The organism is Saccharothrix sp. DSM 118769 (assembly GCF_052936295.1).
In genome coordinates this window covers 1,099,617-1,117,197 of sequence record NZ_CP193627.1, presented here as the reverse complement: position 1 = coordinate 1,117,197, position 17,581 = coordinate 1,099,617, and the positions used below count along the sequence as shown (strand labels likewise).

13 protein-coding genes are annotated in these 17,581 nt (G+C 73.7%); 6 read left to right on the top strand and 7 right to left on the bottom strand.

Annotated elements, in window-relative coordinates; genetic code table 11:
• Positions 1–193 precede the first annotated feature (193 nt).
• Both ACRAKJ_RS05330 and ACRAKJ_RS05325 read right to left on the bottom strand, forming a co-directional pair.
• Positions 194–1,318 (bottom strand): hypothetical protein, encoded by a 1,125-nt coding sequence (locus ACRAKJ_RS05330; protein ID WP_447008887.1) that lies wholly within the window; start codon positions 1,316–1,318, stop codon positions 194–196.
• Complete coding sequence (locus tag ACRAKJ_RS05325; protein WP_438924555.1) at positions 1,315–2,403, bottom strand: XRE family transcriptional regulator; 1,089 nt, start codon at positions 2,401–2,403, stop codon at positions 1,315–1,317. The genes ACRAKJ_RS05330 and ACRAKJ_RS05325 overlap by 4 nt, the downstream gene beginning before the upstream one ends.
• 204 nt (positions 2,404–2,607) lie before the next feature.
• Between ACRAKJ_RS05325 and ACRAKJ_RS05320 the strand changes: the two genes are divergently transcribed.
• Both ACRAKJ_RS05320 and ACRAKJ_RS05315 read left to right on the top strand, forming a co-directional pair.
• Complete coding sequence (locus ACRAKJ_RS05320; protein ID WP_438924556.1) at positions 2,608–2,838, top strand: hypothetical protein; 231 nt, start codon at positions 2,608–2,610, stop codon at positions 2,836–2,838.
• Between the two features lie 90 nt (positions 2,839–2,928).
• Positions 2,929–3,726, top strand: a complete 798-nt coding sequence (locus ACRAKJ_RS05315; protein WP_438924557.1) for a hypothetical protein — start codon at positions 2,929–2,931, stop codon at positions 3,724–3,726.
• Positions 3,727–3,763: 37 nt separating this feature from the next.
• On the opposite strand, the gene ACRAKJ_RS05310 is transcribed toward ACRAKJ_RS05315, so the two are convergent.
• The 4 genes from ACRAKJ_RS05310 to ACRAKJ_RS05295 form a co-directional block, all read right to left on the bottom strand.
• Positions 3,764–6,472 (bottom strand): AAA family ATPase, encoded by a 2,709-nt coding sequence (locus ACRAKJ_RS05310; RefSeq protein ID WP_438924558.1) that lies wholly within the window; start codon positions 6,470–6,472, stop codon positions 3,764–3,766.
• 2 nt (positions 6,473–6,474) lie between these two features.
• A complete protein-coding gene (locus tag ACRAKJ_RS05305) occupies positions 6,475–7,812 on the bottom strand; it encodes a zinc-binding dehydrogenase (protein ID WP_438924559.1) in 1,338 nt (445 codons plus the stop codon).
• Position 7,813: 1 nt separating this feature from the next.
• A complete protein-coding gene (locus ACRAKJ_RS05300) occupies positions 7,814–8,383 on the bottom strand; it encodes an NAD(P)H-dependent oxidoreductase (protein ID WP_438924560.1) in 570 nt (189 codons plus the stop codon).
• A 541-nt stretch (positions 8,384–8,924) separates the two neighbouring features.
• Positions 8,925–11,183, bottom strand: a complete 2,259-nt coding sequence (locus ACRAKJ_RS05295) for a terpene synthase family protein (protein ID WP_438924561.1) — start codon at positions 11,181–11,183, stop codon at positions 8,925–8,927.
• Between the two features lie 268 nt (positions 11,184–11,451).
• Between ACRAKJ_RS05295 and ACRAKJ_RS05290 the strand changes: the two genes are divergently transcribed.
• From ACRAKJ_RS05290 to ACRAKJ_RS05275, 4 genes are all read left to right on the top strand, one after another.
• Positions 11,452–11,910 (top strand): SRPBCC family protein, encoded by a 459-nt coding sequence (locus ACRAKJ_RS05290; protein WP_438924562.1) that lies wholly within the window; start codon positions 11,452–11,454, stop codon positions 11,908–11,910.
• Between the two features lie 109 nt (positions 11,911–12,019).
• Positions 12,020–12,838 carry an ATP-binding cassette domain-containing protein gene (locus ACRAKJ_RS05285; RefSeq protein WP_438924563.1) on the top strand — a complete coding sequence of 273 codons (819 nt, stop codon included), beginning with the start codon at positions 12,020–12,022 and terminating at the stop codon, positions 12,836–12,838.
• A gap of 25 nt (positions 12,839–12,863) precedes the next feature.
• Positions 12,864–13,832, top strand: a complete 969-nt coding sequence (locus ACRAKJ_RS05280) for an ABC transporter substrate-binding protein (protein ID WP_438924564.1) — start codon at positions 12,864–12,866, stop codon at positions 13,830–13,832.
• The gene (locus ACRAKJ_RS05275) at positions 13,832–15,865 is read left to right on the top strand and encodes a Fe(3+)-hydroxamate ABC transporter permease FhuB (RefSeq protein WP_438924565.1); all 2,034 of its coding nucleotides are present in this window, start codon (positions 13,832–13,834) and stop codon (positions 15,863–15,865) included. Before ACRAKJ_RS05280 ends, ACRAKJ_RS05275 begins: the two co-directional genes overlap by 1 nt.
• 115 nt (positions 15,866–15,980) lie before the next feature.
• Here the strand turns inward: ACRAKJ_RS05275 and ACRAKJ_RS05270 are convergent, their stop codons facing one another.
• On the bottom strand, positions 15,981–17,174 hold the full coding sequence (locus ACRAKJ_RS05270; RefSeq protein WP_438924566.1) for an IS701 family transposase: 1,194 nt from the start codon (positions 17,172–17,174) through the stop codon (positions 15,981–15,983).
• Positions 17,175–17,581 lie beyond the last annotated feature (407 nt).

The window sequence follows — 17,581 nt, the reverse complement described above, 5'->3', positions numbered from 1 at the left end:
CCGCTTTGCCCTGCCGTGCGTGCCCGCCGTTCGTGGGAGGCAAGGCGGGCAGGGCGGTGCAGTGCCGTGCGATGAGGCGTAGTGAGTGGACGGGGCGGGCGAGGCGGGGCCGGACGGGGCGGTGAGGCAGAGCGAGCGGGGGCGAGGGCCGGGCCATCGGGCGACTGGGTCCGGGACTGGGTCCGGGGCCGGGTCAGGGGGCGACGTACGTGCCGTGCCGGGCCAGCCCCAGGGCGGGCAGGGCGCCCCTCAGGTCGGTCGCGTCCACCGGGCAGGTGGCGACGTGCGCGGCCCACGTGCGGCGGTCTTGGGCGAGGGCCTTCAGGTACCGCACGAACAGCATCGGCGGGATGGCCTCGCAGCGCTTGCGGGCGGCGCGGAGGGCTATCTCCATCCGCATGGACTCGTAGTCGCGGACCTTGACGCGGTCCAGGATTCCGTCGATGAAGTCGAGCCGGCCGAGCTGGAACTCCCACCAGTAGCCCTCGTCGGTCGCCGCGTCGAGGCCGCCGTCGTCGTCGAGCAGCGCGAACACGCCCTCGGCCAGGCAGTCGCCGAACTCCTCGACCTGGGCACGGGCCTCGTTCGCGAACGGGTCGTAGGGCTTCTGCACGACGCGCCCGGTGATCGCGGAGGGGCGCAGGCCGTCGTCGCCGAGGAGGAAGAACCAGTCCTCGTTGTAGATCGTCGGGAAGAACGACGACATCGACTCGCGGCCGATGACGAGCGCTCCCCCGCCGATGAACGTGTCCTGCGCGCCGCCGGTGGCGCGGTGGGCGTGGCAGACGACCGAGTTGTCCGGGAACCCGCCGACGGCGAGGCCGACCGCCGCGTACCCGGCCGACAGCAGCCCGGCCGCCGCGTCGAGGTCACCGGGGACGGGCACCTTGATGTCGTCGTCCAGGAACGCCACCCGCTCCCAGCCGACGGCGCGCGCGACGAGCAGCCCGAGGTTGCGCTTGAGGCTCGTGTCCGTGCCGCGCTCGAACTCGGTGTCGCGCAGCACCTCGGTGGTGCCCAGCCGGGGCAGGGCGGTGCGCGGCAGGGCGGTCACGTCCACGGCGAGCAGCTCGACGCCCCGGAGGCGCGCGGCCTTCACCAGGCGCTCGGGCCGCGCGCCGCCGCTGGTGAGCACCACGAGCGGGCGGCGCAGCCGGGCGGCCACCTCGATCGCGGTCTCCAGGTAGGACGACGGGCGGTTCGTGGGCACGATGACCGCGTCGACCGACCCGGGCGGGCAGTCGGCCGCGTCCACCGCGGTCAAGAGCTTCCCGTGGGACTCGTGGTGCCTGACGGGCGCGAACGTCGCGACGGTCAACTCCGGCCCTCCGGCCATTCGAACAGGCGGAACGCCGACTGGGTCCAGTCGGGGGTGACGACCTGGCCGTTGACCACGAACACCCGGGTCAGGACGCTGTAGGAGTCGCTGTCCCCGAAGCGCTGCGCCAGGTACTGGGTGTTGCGGTCGCGGAACCGGATGTCGGTCAGCGTGCGGACGACGCCGAGGGTCCCCCGGCCGTACATGCCGTTGCAGATGGTCACGGTGCGCTTGGCGTTGAACGGGTTGACGCCGCGGTAGAAGTGCGCGACGTCCTCCTGGAGCTCCTCGTGGCCGGGGCCGCCGCCGAGCTTCGGCGCGAAGAGCCGTTCCGCCTCGCCCGGCCCGCGCACCACGAACCCGCCCGCGTCGGACTCGTCGTGCCTGCCGACCTGCGTGATCGGCATGTCCAGGCGGTACTGGAGCTCCCGGGTGACGGAGTTCCAGTCCACCCCGCCCAGCAGCACCAGGTGCGTGGTGTAGTCGTCGGGCGTGAGGCTGGACGCGGTGCGGAAGTTGACCTGGTTGTTCGGGTTGACGGACCGGATGTGCCCGTACAGCTCGATCAGCGCGTCCAGGTCGGCGTAGGTGTAGAGCTCGACGTGGTCCGGCTGCGTGGGGTCGGCGTAGGGCATCCGCGCCCGCATCGCCTCCGGCAGTTGCGCGACCACGATGGTGATGTCGTGCAGGTCGTCGAAGTACCAGAACCCGCCGTCGCCCTTGCCGTCCGGCCGCGTCCCGCCCTGCCCGGTGCGCTTGTGGAGGTCGGTCAGCTCCTCCAGCAGCTCCTCGCGGCGGGCCAGTTCGTCGTCGGTCAGCTCGTCGAGCGGGAGCAGGTGGTACGGGCGGGCGGTGACGGAGCGGCGGGTGGCGAAGAACGTCGCGTAGGCGGCCAGGCGCGACAGCGGCGGCACCTTCGGCTTCGAGCTGCTCTCCCACGAGGACAGCAGCGGCACGCTCGTCGGCTTCTCGGCGCTGAACGCGGTGGCGAGGTCGCTCTGCGTGATGCCCACCTCGGGCCACTCGGCTTTGCGCAACGCCTTGAGGCGCTGGGCCAGCGAGCTGGGGTCACCCGGAACGACCACGTTTGCGCGCCCTTCAGTAAACTTCAGCATAGCGGCTGAAGTGCAGAACATACACCACACCGAAAAAAGTGACGAGCCGGAAACCCTAAAAGTGCCTTGTCATCCGGGTACAGCTGGACTTACCCTCAAGTTACTGAGGTTCATCAAACTTCAGTAAGTAGAGCTGAAGTTCACCCAGGAAGCCATCCGGGGGTTGCCATGAACATGCTCGCCGCGTTAGCCCAGTCCGACGGGACCACCTCGTTCACGCCGGTAATCGTGATGATCATGATGGCCGCGATGGCCCTGGTGCTGGGCCTGGCCCGGATGCTGCGCCGGGTGCTCGGCATCGTGACGAAACTGCTCCTCTCCGCCGGCGCCGCCATGACCGGGTTCGCCACGGTGCTGGCGTTCTGCTCGGTCCTCACCACCGTCATGCTGGTGTACATCAGCTGACGCACGCGTGCACGGGCGCCGACGTCCCCGTGCGGCGGCCCCCCTTCGACTACGGTGTGCGGGCCCGGGAGCCGAAGGGGGAGTCGCACGATGGACCTGCCTGGCAGAACGCCGCGCGGGGGGACGGCCGTCGCCGGGGCGGTGGCGCTCCCCGGTCGGGGTCCACACCGGACGTCCACACCGCACCTGCTGGAGGCCGAGCAGCTCGTCGGCTACCTGTCGCTGCCCACGTGCCCGCTGTCGAACAACACCTACAAGGAACCGGACCAGCCGAACGTGGTCCGGTGGGGCACGCCCGGCGACGCCTCGGACTGGGTGAACCGCAGCCAGTGCGCGTCGTTCCAGACCGCGGTGCTCAGGCGGACCTACCGGTGGGCCACGAGCCGGTTCTTCCGCACCCACTTCGGCCTGGCCAGCCCGTTCGCCCGCGACTACCGCCGGGTGTTCGCCGAACGGGACGTGCCGCACTTCGAGCGGGTCACCCGGGTCGCGGACCTGCGCCCGGGCGACCTGATCGCGGTGGACTACCGCAACGACCAGGACACCAACACCGGGCACGTGGTGATGGTCCGCGCGCTCAAGGGCGCCTACACCGCGCCCGCCCGCCGCCTGAACTTCCCCGGCGAGACGCAGTACGCGGTCGAGGTGGTCGACTGCACGTCCGAGCCGCACGGCCTGTACGGGGTCGGCAACTACCGGCGGTACCCGGACAACCGGATCTTCAACGCGGGCGCGCGGACCGACGGCGCGGGCTACGGGCACATGATGTTCTACGCCTCGGACGAGACCGGCGCGTTCACCCGCTACCGGTGGAGCGTGAACACCTCGTCCGCGGGCACGTACCCGGTGGCCCGGCGGCCGGTGTCCGCCGCCAGGGTCGTGGGCTGACCGACCGGAACGGGTGAAGTCCCGCCCGTTCCGGTCGTCACCCGGTCAGGTCCAGCCTGCCCAGCTCGACGCGCGAGGCCACGCCCAGCTTCGGGTACGCCTTGTAGAGGTGGTAGCCGACCGTGCGGGGGCTCAGGAACAGCTGCGCGCCGATCTCGCGGTTGCTCAGGCCCTCGGCGGCCAGCCGCACCACCTGGAGCTCCTGCGGCGTGAGCGCGCCCAGCGGGTCCGGTCCCGGCAGCGCGCGGCTCTCGCCGGTGGCGCGCAGCTCGGCGCGGGCGCGGGCCGCCCACGGCGCGGCGCCCAGGCGGTCGAACAGGTCGAGGGCGGCGCGCAGGCGCACCCTGGCGTCGGTCCGGCGGCGGGCGCGGCGCAGCCGCTCGCCGTGCAGCAGCTCCGTGCGCGCTCGTTCGAACGGGTGACCGTCGGACGCGCGGTGCAGCTCGACGGCCTCGGCGAACCACCGCTCGTCGTCGTCGAGCAGGGCCCGGCAGCGCAGCGCGACCGCCCGCGCCCACGGCTGCCCGGTCTCCTCCGCCCAGCGCGCGAACCAGTCCGCCGGCTCCCGCGCCACCTCGGGCCGCCCGACGCGCACGGCCGCCTCCACCAGGTCCGGCAGGCTGCCGATCGCGTACAGCCGGTGCCGTCCCGCGGCCACCTCCGCCAACCGGTCCAGCACCGCCTCGTGCCGCCCCAGGCCCAGGTCGAGCAGGGCCAGCGCGCACGCCGCCCGCACCGACGCGGGCGGGCCGCCGGTCATCAGGGCCGCCAGGTCGGTGCACCGCTCCTCGTCCCCCTGCACGGCGGCCAGCTCGCCGAGCACGCTGAGCAGGTAGCCGACGCTGAACGACTGCCCGATGTCCGCCGCGATCCGCAGCCCCTCCTCGGCGGTCACCCGCGCGTCCCGGTACCGGCCGAGGTGCAGGCGCCCGCGGGCCAGGTAGGCCAGGGCGCGCGGCAGCACGCCCAGCGCGCCCTCGGTGCGCGAACGGCGCTCCAGCTCCAGCGCCCACGTCATCGCCGCGCCGTCATCGCCGAGGACCAGGTTCCACCAGGCGACCACCGCGCTGCCCGCGCCCGCCGCGCGGGGCGAGCCGACGAGGTGGCGCAGCGCGGCCATCGCGCCCCGCACGTCACCGTCCTCCAGGCCCAGCGCGGCACGGGCCGTGGCCCGCACGTCCTGGTCGCCGGGCAGGCCGGTCGAGCGCTCCGCCAGCTCCCGGACCGCCGCGAAGTCCCGGGCCGCCCACGCGTTCTGCGCGGCGTTGAACAGCAGTTCGCCCGCCAGCTCCGGGTTGCCGTGCCGCTCGGCGCACGACGCGGCCCGCGCCAGCGTCGCCGACGCCTCGCCCAGGCGGCCCTGCTCGGCCGCGACCCTGGCCTGGACGCGGGCGACGCCGGCCAGCTCGACGGGGTCGCGCAGCAGGTCCCAGGCGCGTTCGGCGAGCGCCGAGGCCCGGTCGAACTGGCCCGCCGCCCCCGCCGCGCCCGCCGCCGCGACCAGCCTGCGGCCCCGCTGCGCCGGGTCCGGCGTCAGCTCGGCGGCCCGCTGGTGCGCGGCGGCCTCCGCGCTGAACCCGCCGCGCCGCCGCGCGTCCTCCGCGGTGCGGGCCAGGGCGAGCGCCACGTCCTCGTCCTGGCCGGTGGTGGCGCTCGCCAGGTGCCAGGCGCGGCGGTGCGGGTCGTCGCGAGTGGCGTCGGCCAGCGCGCGGTGCACGGCGAGCCTGCGGACCAACGGCGCGCCCCGGTAGGCGGCGGCGCGGATCAGCGGGTGGCGGAAGGCGAGCCCGCCGTCGCCGGAGCGCAGGAGCTGGCGCTGCTCGGCGGCTTCGAGGTCGTCGACGGACGCGCCGAGCAGGCCCGCGGCCCGGAACACCACGCCCGGGTCGCCGGTGTCGTCGGCCGCGGCCACCAGCAGGAGCGTGCGGGTGCGCTCCGGGAGGGCGGCGATGCGGTCGGCGAACGCCTGCTGGACGCGGCTGTGCGTGGGCAGGGCGGCGACGTGGTGGGCGTGCGCGGCGGGCAGGTGCCCCTCCCGTTGCGCGGCGGGCAGTTCCAGCAGCGCCAACGGGTTGCCGCGCGCCTCGACCGCGATCCGCTCGCGCACGTAGCGCGGCAGGTCGGCGGCGTGCTCGTCGAGCAGCGCGGCGGCGGCGCGGTCGTCCAGGCCGGTGAGCCGCAGCTCGGGCAGGCCGGGGGCGGGGAACGGCGGGGCGTGCAGGTCGCGGGCCGCGAAGACCACCGCGACGCCCTCGGCCTCCAGGCGGCGCGCGGCGAACACCAGCGCGTGCGCCGAGCCCGCGTCGAGCCAGTGGGCGTCGTCCACCAGGCACAGCATGGGCCGCTCCTCGGCGAGGTCGGCCAGCAGGGTCAGGACGGCCAGGCCGACGAGGTAGGTGTCGGCGCCGTCGGCGGGGGCCAGGCCGAGCGCGCCGCGCAGCGCGGTGGCCTGGGCGGGCGGCAGGGCGTCGACGTGCTCCACGGCCCGGCCGAGGAGGAGGTTGAGGCCGGCGAAGGGGACGACCGACTCGGACTCGACCGCCGTGCCGCGCAGGACGCGGAAGCCGGTGCTCGCCCGTGCGGCGGCGTGGGCGAGGAGGGCCGACTTGCCGATGCCCGCCTCGCCGCGCACGACGAGGACACCGCTGCGACCGGAGCGCGCGTCGGACAGCAGGCGGTCGACGACGGCGAGTTCGGCGGACCTGCCGTGGAGGACGGCCCCAGGTCGGTTCGCCTCGGACGGCATGATCACGACCCTAGCCGGCGGTCGCGGTCGGGCAGGGCGGGGTGGGCGGGGCGGTCGCGGTCTGGACCGGGGCCGGGATGGCCGGGGCCGGGGCAGGGATGGTCGGGGCCGGGGTCAGCGGGGCCGGGGTCAGCGGGGCCGGGGTCAGCGGGGCCGGGGTCAGCGGGGCCGGGGTCAGCGGGGCCGGGGCCAACGCGGTCGGGGCAGGCGTGGTCGGGACCGGCGCGATCGGGGCAGGCGTGGTCGGGACCGGCGCGATCGGGGCCGGGGTGGGCGCGGTCAGGGCGGGCGGGGCCGGAGCGCGCGGGGGTGGGGTGGTCGGCGGCGGGGTGATCGTGGTCGGGGCGGTCGGCGGCGGGGGTGTCCGGGAGCAGGACGACTTTGCCGACCGTCCGCCTGCCCTCCAGCGCCTCGTGCGCCCGCGCGGCCCCCGCCAGCGGGAACGGGTGGAGCACCGGGGTGAGCGCGCCCGTCGCCGCCGCCGTCAGGGCGCGGTCCTCCAACACCCGCAGGCCGCCCGCCCGGCGCGCCACGTGCGGTCCGGCAGCGACGGTGGCCGTCAGCGACCGGGCGAACAGGTCCTCCGTGGACACCCGCAGCAGCTCCCCCGACGCCGCGCCGAACATCACCAGCCGCCCGCCCGGCGCGAGCAGGTCGAGCGCGCCCCGCCCCTCCGCGCCGCCGACGCCGTCCAGCACCGCCGTCACCTCCCGTCCCCCCAACGCCGCGACCACCTCGTCGCGCCACCCATCAGCCCGGTAGTCGACCGCCGCCTCCGCCCCCGCCCGCAGCACGGCCCGCCGCTTCTCCGCGCACCCGGCCAGACCGACCACCGCGGCACCCGCGCGGGACGCGCCCTGCACGAGCAGCGTGCCCACTCCCCCGGCCGCGCCGGTCACCAGCACCACGTCGTCCGGGCCGAACGCCGCCGCGTCCAGGACGCCGACCGCCGTGCTGCCGGTGCAGATCATGGCGACGGCGGCGGCGAGGTCGAGCCCGTCCGGCACCACGTGCAGGGCGTCGACCTCGCGCACGGCCAGCTCGGCGTACCCCCCGCTGGCGAGGCCGAGCTGGGTGACCACGCGCCTGCCCAGCCACGCGCCGTCGACGCCCGCGCCGACCGCGTCGACCACGCCGGCCACCTCGCTGCCGGGCGTGGTCGGCAGGTGCGGCAGCGGCATCCACCCGGTGAGGCCGCGCCGCACCGCCGCGTCCACGAGGTGCACCCCCGCGGCGCGCACCGCGATGCGCGCCTGCCCCGGACCGGGCGACGGGTCGTCGACCTCCTCCAGGCGCAGGCGGTCGGGGTCGCCGAACTCGTGCAGGCGGACGGCACGCACGTCAGACCCCGTACGGTCGCTTGGCGCGGGCGTCCTTGAGCGCCGTTCCCCACCACACGAGCTGGTCGAGGACGGTGGTCGCGGCCTTGTTCACCTCGTCGGCGTCGAGCGGACCGCCCTCGTCGTCGAACCGCGCCCACGCGCCGTGGAAGCTGACCGTATCGCGCACCGTGACGGCGTGCAGCTCGGCGAAGACCTGCCGCAACTGCTCGACCGCGCGCAACCCGCCGCCCACGCCGCCGTAGGAGACGAAGCCGACCGGTTTGGCCTGCCACTCGGTGAAGTGCCAGTCGATGGCGCTCTTGAGCGGTGCGGGGAAGCTGTGGTTGTACTCGGGGGTGACGATGACGAACGCATCGGCCTCGGCGAGGCGCGGTGACACGGCGGCGACCTCGGGCGCGGGTTCCTCGCCGAAGCCGTGCAGGGTGTCCGGCAGGTTCAGGTCGGCGAGGTCCAGCACGTCGACGGACAGGTCGTCGCGCTGCTTGGCGCGGTCGGCGAACCAGGTGGCCACGACCGGCGCGAACCTGCCGCGCCGGGTGCTGCCGATGATGATCGCGAGCTTGAGCATGGGTTCCTCCGTCGGTGTGGTACCGACGCTAGGAGCCGTTCGGCGGGCCGGGCATCCGTCACCTGACTGGCGCACATGACTGGAGCGCACAACTGGCACCCGGAGCCCGCGCTCGAACCTGATGGATAAACCACCGATAAGGATTGTTCAACAATCCAACACACCTTCGGCGCGCGCCGCGACCAGCACCGCCAGCAAGATCAACTACACGGCGAGGATTGTTCAACAAACCGACAATGTGCTGGTACTGGCTGGTGTGCGGGAAAGGTGAGGCTGGACGGGGGAACTGGGCGCGGCCACCCGGATGGTCGAGGCGAGATTCGGCTCGACTGCGACCCGGCTGCGGCTTGGCTGCGGCTTGGCTGCGGCTTGGCTGCGGCGCGTTCGGCGAAAACCGGCGGGCGGCAGCGGGTAGGGCGGTGGGATGGCCCGCCCGCTGCTGCCCGCCGCTGCCCGCTGCCGCTCGCCGCCCGCTGCCGCTCGCCGCCCGGTGTCGTTGACTCGCTGCTCGCCTTTGGTCCGCCGCTACCTGCCTGGCTGGTCAGCCCTTGTGCGCCGGCAGGCGGGTGGAGGCCGTGCCCAGGCCCGTTGGGCCGCGCAGGGCCATCGTGATGCCCTGTGGCTGGCTGTACTGGCTGTGCTGGCCGTGGTGGCTGTGCTGACCGTGGTGGCTGTGCTGACCGTGGTGCTTGAGGAGGTCGGCGTCGTGGTAGCGGATCACGGCCTCGTGCCAGTTCAGGATGCCCGCCATCCAGTCCTCCAGTTCGCGGGCGTGTGCGGTGAGCGCCTGGCGCGCCTCCCGGTCCAGGGCGAATTCCTCGAACAACGCCGGCAGCTCGTGCTCGACCGAGTGCCGGAACTGGTTCAGGCGCGCGTTGGCCAGGTCCGTCACCACCTGCCGCGCGCGGTCGCGGTCGACGTTCAGGAAGTTCTCCACCACCACGCCCAGGTTGTGCACCTCCCCCTCGTACTGCACCTCCTTGCGGTACGAGTAGAGGTCGTTCACGAGCATCGCGTAGTCGGTGGCGGAGTTCTCGATGTTGCGGATCGCCCGCGTCCGGTAGACCTCCGGCGGCACCAGGCGGCCGTGGCCGAACCTGGCGAGGCTCATGGTGAGGTCCGAGCCGAACGTGCGCCGCCGCATCTCGATGTAGTCGACCGGGTCGGGCACGCGGTTCTCGTGCTGGTTCTTCAGCTCCCACAGCCAGCTGTCCAGCATGACGTCCACGGACTCGCGCAGCTGCCGCCTGCTCTCCGGCGGCATCCCGGTCGTGGTGCGCACCCACACCGAGTCCAGCATGCGCTCCAGCGGCGTCACCGCGGCGGGCGCGACGCCCTCCAGCGGCATCATCCGCTTCAGCCGCTCGGTGACGACCTTGGCGGCGACCACGTCGGGCGTGCGGCCGAACGCGGCCGGGTAGTGGTCGTCCCCGTAGGTGCCGAACGTCAGCCACATCACGGAGGTCACCATGTCGTCCAACGTGCCGTCCGGGTCGATGCCCGCCGAGCACAGCGCGAGGTCCATGTCGCGGCAGCGCTCCTCGGTCCACACCCGCGGCACGTCGTCGAACACGCCCATGTCGCGCGCCCAGCTCACGCCGCGCTCCAGCGCCTCCCGCCAGTGCGGGTTGACGCGCAGCTCGAACGGCATCTCCAGGGCCGGCTTCGGCAGCGGCGGCACCTCCTGGAACGGCCGGCGGGTGTGGGCGCGCAGCCGCTGCGGCGCGGTGGCCAGCAGCGAGCGCAGCGCGGACGTGCCCAGGCCGGTGGGGCCGCCGAGCGCCGGGGAGGCGGTGACCGCGCCCTCGTTCATGTAGCGGCTGGAGCGGGCGTGCCACTCGTGCCCGCCGGCCTGCCAGTCCTGGAGGCCCTTGACGTAGGCGAGCACCGCGAGGCGGCCCGCCGGGTCGACGCCGTGCTCGTCGAGCAGCGGCGGCACCTCGGTGACGGCGGTGTGCTCGAACTGGTGCAGGCGGGAGGTGAGCAGGTCGTTGACCGCCTCGGCGGCCTCCTGAGTGGGGACGTCGAGGAACTTCTCCAGCACCAGCACGCCGTTGCTCAGCTCGCCCTCGTCGAGCACCTCGCGCTCGTAGGAGAACAGGTCGTTGCGCAGGTGCACGGCGTCGGAGAAGGTGTCGCGCAGGACGCCCATCGGCCGCGACAGCGCGATGCGGGCCGGGACCTCCATGCCGGTGACGTGCTCGACCAGGTTGGCGGACCACGGCGCGCCGCCGACCTTGCGCCGCATCTCGATGTACTCGATCGGGTTGGACAGGCGGCCCTCGGAGATGTTCAGCAGCTCCCACATCGACTCGTCGAGCAGGTGCTTCGTGTTGTCCGCGAACCGGCGGCGCCAGTCGGCCGAGTGGGCCGGGACGGTGCGCTCCCAGAGGTCCTTGAGGCCCTTCTCGACCGGGTTGGTCGGCTCCTCGGTGATCGGGCCGTCGACCGGCATGAACAGCGGCAGCCGGTCGAGGTACGCCTTGGCGCCCGCCACGTCCGGGTTGCGCTTGTACAGCTCGACGAAGTGGTCGTCGAAGTAGAAGACCCACACGTACCAGTCGGTGACCAGGTCCAAGTCGTCCGGCGACGCGTCCGGGTGGGTGTAGGCGCACAGCAGGGCGTAGTCGTGGGAGTCGAGGTCGTCCTCGGTCCAGACGACCGCGCCGTGCTGCGGGACGTCGATCATGTCCATCTCGTACGCCCACGCCTTCGTGTGCTCGCGCGCACGCTCCAGGTTGGGGTTCAGCCGCGCCGGGTGGGGCGTGTAGAAGTCCGGCAACTGGAACGGCTGCGGCATCTGGGGCGCACCTCTCGGCGGTGTGTGGCGTGTGGCGGGGCGGGCGTGCGGCGGGGCAGGCGGCACGGGGCGTGCGGCACGGGGCGGGGCGTGACGGGGCGTACGGGGGTGTACGCAACCAGTGCCGGGGGGCGGCGGCCAAGACCCGGCGCACTGATCCACACGTTCGAGCGCACCCGTCCCCTGGGTGGCCCAACGCGGTGGTGCTCCCGGTGGTCATCCACCGCACGACGGGTGTCCGTTCGGGTTCGGGTGCACACTGGGCGGCGTGCCTGACTTGGAGCCGGTCGACGCGGAGTTCTTCGGGACGGCGCCGGAGCGCCACGTCTTCGTGCTGGACCTGCCGGTGTCGCCCGAGCGCGTGTGGCGCGGCCTGACCGCGACGAACGCGCTGTGGTGGTGCCGGCTGCTGTCGTCGGTGGAGTACACCTCGCCGCGCCCGTTCGGCGTCGGCACGACCCGGCGCGCCTCCGTGCTGGGCGCCCTGCGGCTGCGCGAGCGCTTCTTCCGCTGGGAGGAGGGGCGGCGGCAGTCGTTCGCGGTGGACTCGGCGAACCTGCCGGTGTTCCGCCGGTTCGGCGAGGACTACCTGGTCGAGCCGGCGCCCGGCGGGTGCCGGTTCACGTGGACGTTCGCCTACGAGCCGAACCTGCGCTTCGGCGGTGCCGTCAACGCGCGGGTGTTCGCCTCGATGGCCGCCGACACGCGGCGCCACTTCCGCCGGTGAGGCGACCGCGCCCGACCCTGGCCTGATCGCCCGCTGTCACCGGACGGCCCGGGAAGTGCGGCGGATCACGCCCGTACGGGTGATCTTCAACTTAGGTTAGGCTCCCCTCATGTCAACGGGAGACGCGCTGCTCGCCGGGGAGTCGCTGGTGCTCGCGCACCACGACCGGGCGGTCGTGGAGGGGGTCTCGCTGGAGCTGCGCGCGGGCGCGGTGACCGCGCTCGTGGGGCCCAACGGGTCCGGCAAGTCGACCGTGCTGCGCTCGCTCGCGCGCCTGCACAAGCCGCGCGACGGGCGCGTCCTGCTGGGCGAGCGGTCGGTGTGGGGGCACTCCGCGCTGTCCGGCAAGGAGTTCGCCCGCAACGTCACCCTGCTGACGCAGCAGCGGCCCACGCCGTCCGGGGTGTCGGTGCGCGACGTCGTCTCCTACGGGCGCTACCCGTACCGGTCCGGCTGGCGCGGCGTCGACCTCGACGGCAACGCCGCCATCACCCGCGCCATGGAGCTGACCGGCGTCACGGCGATGGCCGCGCGCGGCGTGGACGAGCTGTCCGGCGGCGAGCTCCAGCGCGTCTGGCTGGCCTCCTGCCTGGCGCAGCGGACCTCCGTGCTGCTGCTGGACGAACCCACCAACCACCTGGACCTGCGCTACCAGGTCGAGGTGCTGGACGTGGTGCGCGACCTGGCCGACGACCACGGCGTCGCGGTCGGCGTGGTGCTCCACGACCTCGACCACGCGGCGATCGTCGCCGACGAGGTGGTCCTGCTGTCCGAGGGCCGGGTGGTCGCCGCCGGCGGTGTGCGCGACGTGCTGACCACCGACCACCTCTCCCGCGCCTACGGCGTCACCGTGCACGTCGCCGAGGACCCCGTCACCGGAGCCGTCCACTGCCGCCCGCTCGGCCGGCACACGCCCCGTCCCGCCTGAACACCCCGAGAAAGAGGTACGCGCCATGCGCCTGCTGACCCCTGCCCTCGTGACGGCGGCCGTGCTGCTGTCCGCGTGCGGCACCACCGAGGCACCCGCCGGGAGCACGCCCACCACCGGCGCCGGCGGACCGGTCACCGTGACCGACGCCCGCGGCAAGGCCGTGCGGCTGGAGGCGCCCGCCGCGAAGGTCGTCGCCCTGGAGTGGGCCGAGGCCGAGATGCTCGCCTCGCTGGGCGTGATGCCGGTCGGCGCCGCCGACACCGCCGGCTACGAGACGTGGAACGCCGCCGTCCCGCTGGCCGACTCGGTGAAGGACGTCGGCACGCGCGCCGAGCCCAGCGTGGACTCGATCGTCGCGCTCGACCCGGACGTCGTGGTGATGCCCGAGGGCCGCGACGCGACGCTCGCCGGCCGGCTGGAGGAGTACGTCCCGGTCGTCGTCACCAAGGGCAGCGACGCGGCCCGCAACCTCGACCGGCTGGGCGACGACCTCAGGATCGTCGCCAAGGCCGTGGGCAAGGACGCCGAGGCCGACGAACTCCTCGCCGGGATGAACGCCGCGCTCGACGCGGGGAAGACCGCCGTCGCGCAGAAGGACCTGGCGGGCACGCCGTTCCTCATGGCCGACGGCTGGCTCAAGGGCAGCACGGTCAACATCCGCCCGTTCGGCAAGGGCTCGCTGGTCTCCGACGTCGCCGAGCGGATGGGCCTGGTCAACGCCTGGACCGGCGAGGTCGACGCCCAGTGGGGCCTCGGGCAGACCGACGTCGAGGGCCTGACCGCGCTGGGCGACCCGCGGACCGTGCTGTTCTACAGCGCCTCCGAGGACGACGTGTTCACCACCGGCCTCGCGCAGAACCCGGTGTGGCAGCGGCTGCCGTTCGTCACCTCGGGGAAGGTGTTCAAGCTGGAGCCGGGCACGTGGACGTTCGGCGGGCCCGAGTCGGTCGAGCGCGTCGCCGACCAGGTCGTGAAGGCGCTCGCCGGCTGATGCCGCGCACCGCCGCCGCGACGGCGGGGATCGTGGCCGCCATCGTCGCGCTCTCCGCCGTCCACCTCACCCAGGGCACGTCGTCGACCGGTGTCCTCGACGTGCTCGCCGCCCTCGTCGGGAACGGGGACGCGCAGACCCTCGCCGTGCTGGAGGGGTCGCGCGTGCCGCGTCTGCTGACCGCGCTGCTGCTCGGCGTCGCCCTCGGCGTCGCGGGCGCGGGCATGCAGTCCGTGGCGCGCAACCCGCTGGCCTCGCCCGACACGCTCGCCGTGAACGCGGGGGCGCACCTGGCCGTGGTGGCGATCGCGGCGTTCGGGGTGGCGCTGCCCGCGCTGCCCGCGGGCGCGGCGGCGTTCGCCGGCGGTCTCGCGGCGGCGGTCGTGGTGCTGGGCCTGGCGGGCGGCGGGTCCGCGAGCCCGCGCCTGGTGCTCGTCGGGTCGGCGGTCGCGCTGACCCTCCACTCGGCGACGTACCTGTTGCTGCTGCTGTTCGAGCAGGAGACGTCCGGCCTGTTCGGCTGGGGCAGCGGGTCGCTGACCGTGAGCGACCTGGAGGGCACCGGGCAGGTGACGCCGGTCGTGGTGGTCGCCGTGGTGGCGCTGGTCGCGATGGGCAAGTCGCTCGACGTCCTCGCCCTGGGCGACGACAACGCCACCGTGCTCGGGCTGAAGGTGCGGCGCACGCGCGTCGGCGCGGTGCTGCTGACGGTGGCGCTCACGGCGGCGGCGGTGACCGTGGCCGGGCCGGTCGGGTTCGTCGGGCTGAGCGCGCCGGTGATCACGCGGCTGCTCGTGCCGTTCGTGCCCGGGTTGGGGCGGCACCGGCTGCTGCTGCCGGTGTCGGGCCTGGTGGGCGTGCTGGTCGTGCTCGGCGCGGACGTGCTGCTGCGGGCCGTGATGGGCTCGGCGGGGGCGGTGCGGGTGCCGACCGGCGTGACCACGACGATCCTCGGCGCGGTCGTGCTGGTGTGGTTGGCGCGGCGCGCCCGGTCGAGCGGCACGCCGCGGCAGGCGCCCGCCGGTCGGGTCGGCGTGGCCGGGTCGACGCGCCGGCTGGTCGTGACGTGGGTGGTGCTCGCGGCGCTGCTGGTGACCGCGCCCGTGGTGGGGCTGATGCTCGGCGACCGGCTCGTGCTGCTGGGCGACCTGGCGAACTGGGTGTCCGGGCGCACCGGGACGGCGCTGACGTTCGTGGTGGACCAGCGCCTGCCGCGGGTGCTCGCGGCGCTGGTGGCCGGCGCGGCGCTGGCCGTGGCGGGCTGCGGCACCCAGTCGGTGAGCCGCAACCCGCTCGCCGAACCCGGCCTGCTCGGCATCACGGCGGGCGCGGGCCTGGGCGCCATCTCGCTGATCACGCTGGTGCCGCTGGCCGGGGCGTGGCAGGTCGCCGGTGCCGCCGGGGTGGGCGCGGCGCTGGCGTTCGCGCTGGTCTACGGCCTGGCGTGGCGGTCGGGGCTCGACCCGGACCGGTTGGTGGTCATCGGCATCGCGTCCTGGTCGGGCGGGACGGCCCTGATCACGCTGCTGATCACCACCTCCGACCCGTGGAACACGGCGAAGGCGCTGACCTGGATGTCGGGCTCGACCTACGGGCGCACCCTGGAGCAGGTCGTGCCGACCCTGCTGGCGCTGGCGCTGCTCCTGCCGCTGCTGTGGGCGCGGCACCGCGAGCTGGACCTGCACAGCCTCGACGACGACACGCCGCGCGTGCTCGGCCTGCCGGTGGAGCGGTCGCGGCTGGTGGTCCTGGTGGCGTCGGGCGTGCTGGCGGCCACCGCGGTGTCCGCGATCGGCGTGGTCGGCTTCGTGGGCCTCGTCGCGCCGCACCTGGCGCGCTCGGTCGTCGGCGGCCGGCACGCGCGCGTCCTGCCGGTGGCGGCGGCGCTCGGCGCGGTGCTGGTGAGCGTCGCGGACACGATCGGCCGCACCGCCATCGCGCCCGCGCAGGTCCCGGCGGGCCTGGTGATCTCGTTGATCGGCACGCCGTACTTCGTGCTGGTGCTGTGGCGGACGCGGGAGACGCGCACCTAGCCCGGCACCCCGGGGAACCCGGCAACCCGGGGAACCCGGGGAACCCCGGCGCCGCCGCACGCCGCGCCGGGTCCCCCCTCGGCGCGTGCCTCGTCGTTGAGGCACGCGCGACCGCTCAGGACGGCTGCCGCACCCGCTGGGCGAGCACCGCGCTGCGCTTGGCGAAGGTGTAGGCCGCCGACACGAGCGTCATGTGGTGGTGCCAGCCCCGGTACGAGCGGCCTTCGAAATCGAGGAGACCGAAGTGCGCCCTCAGGTCTTGAAGGTCGCACGCGGTGCGCTCGACGAGTGCCCCCAGTGACATCACCTCCGCCGCGCGGAGGTCGGTGCGGTTGGTCAGCCAGAGCTTCGCCCGGCCGCCCTGCCGCGAGGTGCCGACGAGCTGGAGCGCCGGGCCGCCGCGGCGGCCCGGGTCGGCGGGCAGCCGCACGGGCACCGACACCGCCTGCGTGGCGCGGTGCTTGCCGTCCACGCCGGTCGACCAGGTGACGACCTGGCGGTGCTTGATGTCGGCGCCGCGCAGGCAGTCCCGCGCCCGCAGCACGTTCGGGCCCCGGTGCGGCCCGTAGCCGGTGTGCACGGCGGCGAGGTGCGGTCCGGGGACCACCTCCAGCGTGTCCGGCACCTCGAAGACGAAGTCGCCCCCCAGTTCGGCGAGCTTCGCCATCAGCCGGTGGGCGCCGGCGCTGTGCCGCAGGTCGCCCACCACGGGGGCGCGCGGGATGCCCCACTCGCCCACCTCGTCGACCATGTCGAGCGCGTACTGCCAGTCCGGCTGCGCCCGCACGGACTCCGGGATGTAGGCCCGGTCCCGGCGGCGGTGGTCGTCGGTCCACCGGCGGCTCAGCTGGACGCGCCAGTCGACCGGGATGGCCGCCGCCTCGCCGGCCAGGAAGAGACCCGTGCCGATCTGGCAGTTGATCGCGCGGCCCTCGCTCGGCACGAACCTGCGCTCGACCCCGACGGAATGGTCACCGCGTTTCGGGATGGTCGTGTCGGCGATCACCCAGGCTCGTGGCCGGAGCAGTTCGTCGACCTCTTCGGCAATTTTTGACCGAACATCCCGCCAGTCCCACGGGCTTTGGTTGATGAATTGTTGGAGCGATTGCGAAACCGGTAGCTCAAGAACCTCCTCGGCGATTCTTCGGACAGACTTGCGGCCGTGTCCAAGCAACAACCCCCTGAGATATACCTCAGCCCATCTGCGCTGGTCAGACCGGGCAAGAGAGCTGAACTTGTCTTGCGCGAAGTGTGTCACCTCATCATTCTTGGCAAGCGAAAGAGCAGTGCGAAGACTGTCTTCGACCACCGTGGACCCCCGAAACTGTCACATAGCGTACTGAACCGATACTCCATATGGGCAACGCGACCTGCAAGCGATACTCGCCGAAGTCGGTGCGACCTCGTGAGGTCCGACGTAAGCGCTATCGTTGAATGGTTATCCACCGTCCCGAAGATGATCACACTCCGTAGGTGGCGACGATTGTGAGGGTGCTGCGGTTTTTCCGCCGACGCCTCCGCCAACAGGAGGAAGTCGACTCCGGGCGATGCCGCGCCGGAGGCGAACGATCACCCTCGGTGACACAAGGGGCCGATCGGCCCCTGTAGTCCCGGTCCGTGCAAGAAGACGCAATTCGGTCACCACCCCCTCTACGCAGGGTGATGTACTTGACTGTTCAACCTCTTTCGGACGCCCCCGCCCACCTGCGGCAAATC

Coding starts and splice junctions, on each gene's coding strand:
- ACRAKJ_RS05320 (WP_438924556.1), top strand. CDS start 2,608: ATGCTCGCCGCGTTAGCCCAGTCCGACGGGACCACCTCGTTCACGCCG.
- ACRAKJ_RS05315 (WP_438924557.1), top strand. CDS start 2,929: ATGGACCTGCCTGGCAGAACGCCGCGCGGGGGGACGGCCGTCGCCGGG.
- ACRAKJ_RS05310 (WP_438924558.1), bottom strand. CDS start 6,472: ATGCCGTCCGAGGCGAACCGACCTGGGGCCGTCCTCCACGGCAGGTCC.
- ACRAKJ_RS05300 (WP_438924560.1), bottom strand. CDS start 8,383: ATGCTCAAGCTCGCGATCATCATCGGCAGCACCCGGCGCGGCAGGTTC.
- ACRAKJ_RS05295 (WP_438924561.1), bottom strand. CDS start 11,183: ATGCCGCAGCCGTTCCAGTTGCCGGACTTCTACACGCCCCACCCGGCG.
- ACRAKJ_RS05285 (WP_438924563.1), top strand. CDS start 12,020: ATGTCAACGGGAGACGCGCTGCTCGCCGGGGAGTCGCTGGTGCTCGCG.
- ACRAKJ_RS05280 (WP_438924564.1), top strand. CDS start 12,864: ATGCGCCTGCTGACCCCTGCCCTCGTGACGGCGGCCGTGCTGCTGTCC.
- ACRAKJ_RS05275 (WP_438924565.1), top strand. CDS start 13,832: ATGCCGCGCACCGCCGCCGCGACGGCGGGGATCGTGGCCGCCATCGTC.